We start from the raw sequence: 6,966 nt of genomic DNA, 5'->3' as shown, positions 1-6,966 counted from the left end.
AAGCTGTTTTGTGATCGATCTCAATTGTTAGATTGTCGCGTGCTGGATTTGGATAGAGTTCCACACCTTTCATCTCAACTACGTCCCTCACACCGGTGACATCATAAATTTCATAAGGTTGCTGAACGCCTTCGCTAACCTGTCCATTACTGGTTGTATTAGATTCATATACAACCTGTCCAATGGTATAAGACAGTGATCCTCCAGAAGCGGAATCAACTCCTCCTGTTGATACAACAGCTTGCTGCGCTTTTACCGAAAAGGAAAAAGCCAATACTGAAATCGTAATTGTTAAGCGTTTCATTGTTTAATAATTTTCTCATTACTTGAACAAAAGAAGAAAATACAACAACTTTTAGGTAAAAGAGCCCATACTTATCACTCTACAAAATGTGTTTTGAGAATATAAATAGGTCTACTAAAAAGAATTAATCCTCTGTTTAACAGAAACATATATATCTACATTTTGATATTACTCAATACATCACGCAATGAAGAATCCTTTGATAAATTCATTTTTTTCCGCACACGATAACGGTGCATGTCAACACTTTTGGTTGAAATATTGAAAATGGAAGCAATTTCTTTTGAAGATAACCCAAGCTTTATCAATGCACAAAGCCTGAGGTCCTTTTGAGTGAAGTCGGGATATTTTGAAGAAAGGTTGTTGTAGAATGTCTTCATCTGCTTTTTCACCTCTTCGAAAAAGCTGTGCATTTCAACTTCAGAATTTAGATACTGCTTGATTTTTAGGCCTACTGATTTTGCTTTTGGATCGTTGATTTTCTTGATTGATTCAAGGATATCTTTTAACAGTTCATTGCGTTCTGACAGGTATATTCCCAACCTCGCCAGTTCTTCATTCTTGGCTTTAATATTGATTTTCAATTCATCGTTGAGAAGCTTTTCATTTTTGATCTTAGCTTCCTGTAAACGTTTATTGAGAGAACTTCTCTTTCTGAATTGAATAATTGATACTAAGAGAAAAAGTACAATGACTGCACCTCCAAGAGATAGAAAAATCCAGCGCTTTTTGAGGATTCGTTGAGTTTGGGCTTCATTTTCAGCACTCTTAATTTTCAACTCCTGAAATTCGATTTTTCGTTCCTTCTTCTCCAACTCATAACGGGCCGATAAATCTTCAACAAGTCTCTGTTTCTCAATAGCTATGCGATCAGTTTCCCACTTTAAAATAGAATCAGAAAGTGAAAGTGCTTCTCGAGTGTTTCCTTTTGCTTTTAAGATTTCTTTTAGAATTTGAAACGCTTCAACATGGCTTGTCTCCAGCTCGTATTTCCTGATGATTTCCAGAGCAGGCTTTAACCTTTGCTCAGCTTCATTCAATTTATTTTGACCGAGTAATGCCTGAGCAAGGTTGTATTCACACTCGGCATGTTTTTCTGTATAGCCTTTCTTTTCAAAAACTGAACCGGCTGATAGCAATTGTTCTTCAGCGATTGAATAATGCTCATGCATATTATTGAGTTGACCGAGGTTCAACAATGCATAAGCCATCGAAACTGAATCGCTGTGTTCAACAGCAGCTGATTTGGCTTTTTGAAGATAATAGTCTGAACTATCATTTTTTCTTTTATTCAGATAAAGACTGCCTAAATTATTGAGTACAGAAGATATTCCTGTATAATCTTCTATCTCTTTAAACCCAGTAAGTGCATTTTGATAATAATGAGTGGCTTTATCGCTTTTATCGAGATGCTTGTAAATGGTTCCCAGGTTTGAATAAAGCGTGGCTCTGACCGTAGCCATTTTAGTAGTGTCACCGACTAACCTCAATGCTCTCAAATAATGTTGTGCAGCTGTGTGATATTTGCCCTCATTATTCCAGGTGTTTCCGATGTTAATGATGGACTTCAATAAGCTGATTGTATCGACCCGGTGGCTTTCCTTAATAGACAAAGCCTGATTGAAATATTTTCGAGCCGAATCAAACTCGCTTTTTTGATTGAATATTGAACCGGTATTGTTCAGAGCCTTTGCTATGCGAAGGGAATCTGAAAGCTGAATGGCTATAGCTGAACTCTTTTTAAAAGCGCTTATAGATGCGTCTAAATTTCCTTTTAGATAATGGTAATTACCTAAGAGTAAGTTAGCCTGATAGCATGATTCAGTTGATTGCGCTTCATTATTGCAGCCCTTGAGAACTTGCTGAATATAAAAATGTGCTGAGTCAGGCTTAGAAGCCAGAATTTTTTCAGCTCTCATTAAATCTGGAGATACTGCCATTAAACTACTGATCGGTAAAACCAGGAAAAATATCAGCAGTATTCTCACAATCATATTAGTTCATTTATCAGTGTACAATTTTCTCAACCTGTTCAACTCCATTAAAACTGAACTTAACAAAGAAAAGACCTTTGGGTAAATTACTCAAATCCAAACTTTTTGTATTTTGTTCTTCGAGTAAAAGTTTGCCCGTTGCATCGTAGAGCCTTGCAGATTCAACCTGATCAGTAAACCACAAAGTGTTTTTAACCGGATTGGGATATATTGAAGCTTTATTTTTAGCGAGTTCATCAACTGAATTCGACTCCCACGAAGCGAGTAACTTCACTGATTCATCACCATTATTTGTTTCAATAGTTAAATCTTCATCAACATCTATTTGACTTGTCCCAAGAACAGTAGCAAACTTAAATACTACATCTATTTCAACCCCTTCACCAGGCTTAAGCGTGATAGGGAAACCACTTACATTTCGGTAATTAACAAACATTGTATCTGTAACGCTGAGTCCGGTTATTTCTACATCTCTATTTCCATCATTTCGAACCGAAACTGCATAATTCGTATTAGAGCTTCTCCCGCCATTATCAATCGTATCATTCGAAACTACAAGATTGTTCACTTCATCAAAATCTGCATTGCCTACAAGACTTTTCATTCTGTCCATGAATTGTGGATAATCGACAAATGGGTTGCGGTTACCTTGTGCGTTCTCTACAGCGTCATTTCTGTTTCGATCAAATTGTGTTGGATCATAAGTCCTGTGCCAATCGAGCAACAAACTCTCTTGCCCCTGGTAAAAACTGCTGTAATCACCGTAGCGCAACACGAAATACATCATTGCTCTTGCGCTTCTCCCCTTTTGGCTGTCGCGCGGTTCAAACGTGCTGTTATTTCCTTTTGATCCTCCGTTGCTCCAGCTTGGATTATTCACATAACCAAACGGATAATTTGCTCTGGCGCTGTTACTCTGCTGAGTTGTAGGAAAAAGGTGGTGAATATCGCCTTTCATCGGGAAGTTGCTGTTGAACAGACTTTGCGGAAAAGTGTGCTCCGTATTGAAACCCTGGTTCTGAGCGTCCTGCCTGTCATTGTAGTTCGTTACCTGAGTTCCTGTATAAACGCATTCCAACGTGTTGACAGGCTCATTCCCATTCACTTTTTGATTGTCTGATGTCATAAACATCGCATCGCGAGCCGGTGAATAACCGAGTTGGTTCGTATGATTATTCGTCACGATAGACTCCAACACATTCTTCAGGTTCTGACCAGAACGGTTATCAGTTCCCGTGTAAACATTCATTGACGCCTCAGCATCAGCTTCAACCGGAATAGAAAAAGTTCCTCTATCCTGTGTGTAAACCATCAATTGTGAATAGTGTGTGACATTGTGAACCGGAGAAAAATCAATGTCAACAGTAATTGACGAATTACCTCCAATGGTTGTAGAAGCAGGAGAAATCGTAAAGGCCGATGTTCCAAAATGTTTCCACAGCGTAATGCTGTCAATCGTAAGGTCCTGGGTGTATTCATTGGTGAGCTCTACCTGTGTCGATACTGTTGATCCCGGGACTTGCGCATTCATTTGAATGAGATTCTGATCAAAAGTAATTTGAGCGTTACACAAAAATGGCAGCGCCAAACCGGCTGCAATCGCTAAAGTGAGTTTCTTCAATTTCATGCCACAAAATTGACCTTTTTCAACCAAAACCAAAAACGTGGTAACATTAAATAAACGTTGTTTTGCCGTCTCCCAACAAATTCAGTTTTACTTTTGCAACATGAGATTTTTGTGGACAGCAGTATTCGCATTTGCGTTTACCCTTTGTTTCGGTCAGAGCCAAAAAGCTACCGACACAGCCGATGCGTGGTTGACAGTCAACAACTTTGACGACAGCTATCGTGGAGAAAACGAGATCAGAATTGGATTTTGGAACCTCGAAAACCTCTTTCATCCCTCTGATGATTCATTGAAAAATGACGATTCATTTACGCCCAGTGGAAACAACCATTTCAACTGGTACAAGTACAACAAAAAACTCAAAAACCTCAGCAAAGTCATCACAGCCGTGGGCGGTTGGGAACCGATAGAGATCCTTGGATTCTGTGAAGTTGAAAACAAACAGGTTGTGGAAGATTTGATCTACAATACTCCGCTCAAAAAAACCAACTACGGTATCATTCACGTTGAATCGCCCGATAACCGCGGAATTGACGTGGCACTCATCTACAACCGCGACAAAATTAAAATCGACACCTTTCAAGCCATCACTGTCGATTTCCTGGAGCCTGACAGCCGCCCCACTCGTGATATTTTACACGTTGAAGCGCTTTTCCGCAAAAAGAAAATTCACATCTTCATCAACCATTGGCCCTCCCGGTATGGCGGTCACCTCGTGACAGTCCCAAAACGCAACAGAGCTGCCGACATACTCAGATCTCATGTCGATTCAGTTTTTCGGTCAGAACCGAATGCCAACATCGCAATACTGGGCGATTTTAACGACCACCCAAATGACGAGAGCATGCTCGAACACCTGCACGCCAAAACCGACACCGCTAACCTCCCCGATACCGCTCTTTACAACATGATGTGGCCTAAAATGGGATCTGAAGGAACTCACAAATACCAGGGACACTGGGGGATTTTAGATCAAATAGTCATATCGGGAAACCTACTCCACGGAACAAACGGGTTCAAAACCACTCCAGAAAATGCAGTTATTTTTAAAGCCCCGTTTTTGCTGGAAGAAGACCGCACACATTTGGGTAAAAAACTCAACCGCACCTACATTGGTATGCGTTACAATGGAGGGTACAGTGATCACCTCCCAATTTTATTAGATTTGCAATTCCTCGAAAAACAGGCCGTTAAATGATATTATCAGGAAAAGAAATAAAGCGCGAAATAGGAAAAGGCATCACAATTGAACCTTTTAGCGAAGAACAACTCAACCCAAACAGCTACAACCTACGCCTTTTCAACGAGCTCCTAACCTATGACAACAAAGAGCTCGACATGCGCAGTCCGAACCCAACATCCAGGATTACCATTCCCGAGGAAGGCCTGTTACTGGAGCCCAACAAACTTTACCTGGGGCGGACTCTCGAAAAAACCTCAACCGATAAATTCGTTCCCATGCTCGAAGGTCGTTCGTCAATCGGCCGGCTCGGACTATTCATTCACGTTACAGCAGGATTTGGCGACATCGGATTCAACGGCTACTGGACACTTGAGATCTTTTGCGTTCAACCCATTCGCATTTACCCCAGTGTGGAAATCTGCCAAATATTCTACCACACCATCGAAGGCGACTACGACCTTTACACCAGCGGAAAATACCAAAACAACGAAGGCATCCAGGCCAGCATGTTGTACCGTGATTTTGATAAGTTGAATAAAAAATGACGAAAATTCTCATCATATTAGTCAAGTTTTACCAGTACGCCATTTCTCCGTTTTTTCCGTCAACCTGCCGCTACACACCAACATGCAGCACCTACTCCATCAAAGCCATTGAAGAATGGGGTCCGCTCAAGGGCGGTTGGCTCGCCATAAAACGCATTTCATCCTGCCACCCATGGGGCGGGCACGGGTACGATCCGGTCCCTAAAAACCCAAAACGAAAATTGAATAAGTAATCCACGACCTTAAAAGAGGCCGAGACAAAGTTCATATTGACTCACTTTAAAGTAGTCAACCTAGATTAGAAACTTACATTCTCTTTTATTCCACAGAGTACCACAGTGTTTTCACGATGTTTCACAGAGTGGAATTGCAGTATTCATCAGATTCCATGAGCTTTGTGCCTACCGCGACCGCTGCGTTACAAACTCCCAAACCTCCAAATCTTAGCGAATCTTAGTCCTTGACGCAAGTCAAGACTTAGATGAACTTAGACCCTCGTGACGAAAGGAACGGGGCCTTTAACAACTTAACCATCAAGCAATCCAAAAGCACCATTAGAACTTCTCTCAACCTTAACCTCAACCTTAACCTCGACTACTGACGCTATCGGTCAGCACTTTCAGCTACTGACGCTTCGGTCAGCACTTTCAGCTACTGACGCTTCGGTCAGCACCTCCGGCTCAACCTCGACCTCAACCTCGACCTATTAACTCTCTCCTAATTCGGCTGCGCCCTTCGACTCCGCATTTCGGCTCCGCTCAATGCACCGCTCGGCAGCCGGGTATTTAGCTTTTATAAAAACTCTCAACCACCTTGAGACGAGAAACATGGTCAGAATCATCCCACTCACTAAACAACGAGCTTTTCGGCCTCGGAGACTGACGCGTAGAATTTCAGAAAAAGAACCAAGGTCAAGGTTAAGGTCGAGAGAGATAGTGGGTTAGCGAATATCTTTTAGCAGTAACGCTGCGGACTCAGCGAAACCGCAGTGATCGCTGCGTTACCACCACTTTAAACATTAAACCTTAAACTATTAAACCTCCCAACCCGTGAGCGCCAGCGAACCCGCTGCGTCCTCCGCGTTTTTCAGCAGAGCAAGCATCAAAAAGCTCTGCGCCCGCTGCGATACATGCAGTGCCAACATCAACACCTCCGCGCCCTCTGCGTTACCACCACTTTAAACTCTAAACCATAAACTATTAAACCCAAACTCATCACTCATAATCAGATCCATTACCTGACTATGAAACTTAGAATCTTCATCTTTAGCGTAAATTAAAATATTAGTATCAAGGACAAGCTTATTCATAAGC

5 protein-coding genes and 1 pseudogene are annotated in these 6,966 nt (G+C 41.6%); 3 read left to right on the top strand and 3 right to left on the bottom strand.

Going from position 1 to position 6,966, the window contains the following annotated elements; genetic code table 11:
* The 3 genes and pseudogenes from RI557_RS11020 to RI557_RS11010 form a co-directional block, all read right to left on the bottom strand.
* Positions 1-304, bottom strand: a pseudogene (locus RI557_RS11020) (T9SS C-terminal target domain-containing protein); the annotation flags it as partial.
* A gap of 155 nt (positions 305-459) precedes the next feature.
* Positions 460-2,298, bottom strand: coding sequence for a tetratricopeptide repeat protein (locus RI557_RS11015; protein ID WP_310683791.1), 1,839 nt, complete (start codon positions 2,296-2,298; stop codon positions 460-462).
* Positions 2,299-2,311: 13 nt separating this feature from the next.
* Positions 2,312-3,925, bottom strand: a complete 1,614-nt coding sequence (locus tag RI557_RS11010) for an endonuclease (protein ID WP_310683789.1) — start codon at positions 3,923-3,925, stop codon at positions 2,312-2,314.
* 100 nt (positions 3,926-4,025) lie between these two features.
* Between RI557_RS11010 and RI557_RS11005 the strand changes: the two genes are divergently transcribed.
* Genes RI557_RS11005 through yidD form a run of 3 tightly spaced genes read left to right on the top strand, consistent with a single transcriptional unit; the run spans position 4,026 to position 5,886 of the window.
* Positions 4,026-5,123, top strand: coding sequence for an endonuclease/exonuclease/phosphatase family protein (locus tag RI557_RS11005; protein WP_310683787.1), 1,098 nt, complete (start codon positions 4,026-4,028; stop codon positions 5,121-5,123).
* Positions 5,120-5,653 carry a dCTP deaminase gene (dcd, locus tag RI557_RS11000; protein ID WP_310668653.1) on the top strand — a complete coding sequence of 178 codons (534 nt, stop codon included), beginning with the start codon at positions 5,120-5,122 and terminating at the stop codon, positions 5,651-5,653. The genes RI557_RS11005 and dcd overlap by 4 nt, the downstream gene beginning before the upstream one ends.
* On the top strand, positions 5,650-5,886 hold the full coding sequence (gene yidD, locus RI557_RS10995; protein WP_310668655.1) for a membrane protein insertion efficiency factor YidD: 237 nt from the start codon (positions 5,650-5,652) through the stop codon (positions 5,884-5,886). Before dcd ends, yidD begins: the two co-directional genes overlap by 4 nt.
* Positions 5,887-6,966 lie beyond the last annotated feature (1,080 nt).

Origin of the sequence: Salibacter sp. (assembly GCF_031581065.1) — a bacterium.
In the GTDB taxonomy this organism is placed as follows: Bacteria; Bacteroidota; Bacteroidia; order Flavobacteriales_G; family Salibacteraceae; genus Salibacter.
Note: the sequence above shows the minus strand (reverse complement) of the source record. Positions and strands in the feature narration are given on the sequence as shown.